Below are 254 nucleotides of genomic sequence, written 5' to 3'. Positions count from 1 at the left end.
CCTTAACTTCCCTACACCTAGAGTGGCTGCAGGGCAGGTATTACGTGGGCTTGCGTCTTCTGCTATTGATATTTCAGATGGTTTACTAGCCGATTTAGGCCATATACTAAATATGTCGCAGGTTAGCGCAACGGTTAATATTGAAAGCATACCCACCTCGGATGCAATGAAAGCTAGCCTTGATTTTGAACAACAATTACCGTTTATACTAAATTACGGCGACGACTATGAACTGCTTTATACCGTGCCTGATA

Annotated in this window: 1 pseudogene; it reads left to right on the top strand. The window is 42.9% G+C overall.

The window, feature by feature from the left end:
• Nucleotides 1–254 (top strand): annotated as a pseudogene (locus AAEY62_RS23500) (thiamine-phosphate kinase); the annotation flags it as partial.

The sequence above is a fragment of the Pseudoalteromonas sp. GW168-MNA-CIBAN-0100 genome (assembly GCF_040309225.1).
Lineage (GTDB): Bacteria > Pseudomonadota > Gammaproteobacteria > Enterobacterales > Alteromonadaceae > Pseudoalteromonas > Pseudoalteromonas arctica.
Note: the sequence above shows the minus strand (reverse complement) of the source record. Positions and strands in the feature narration are given on the sequence as shown.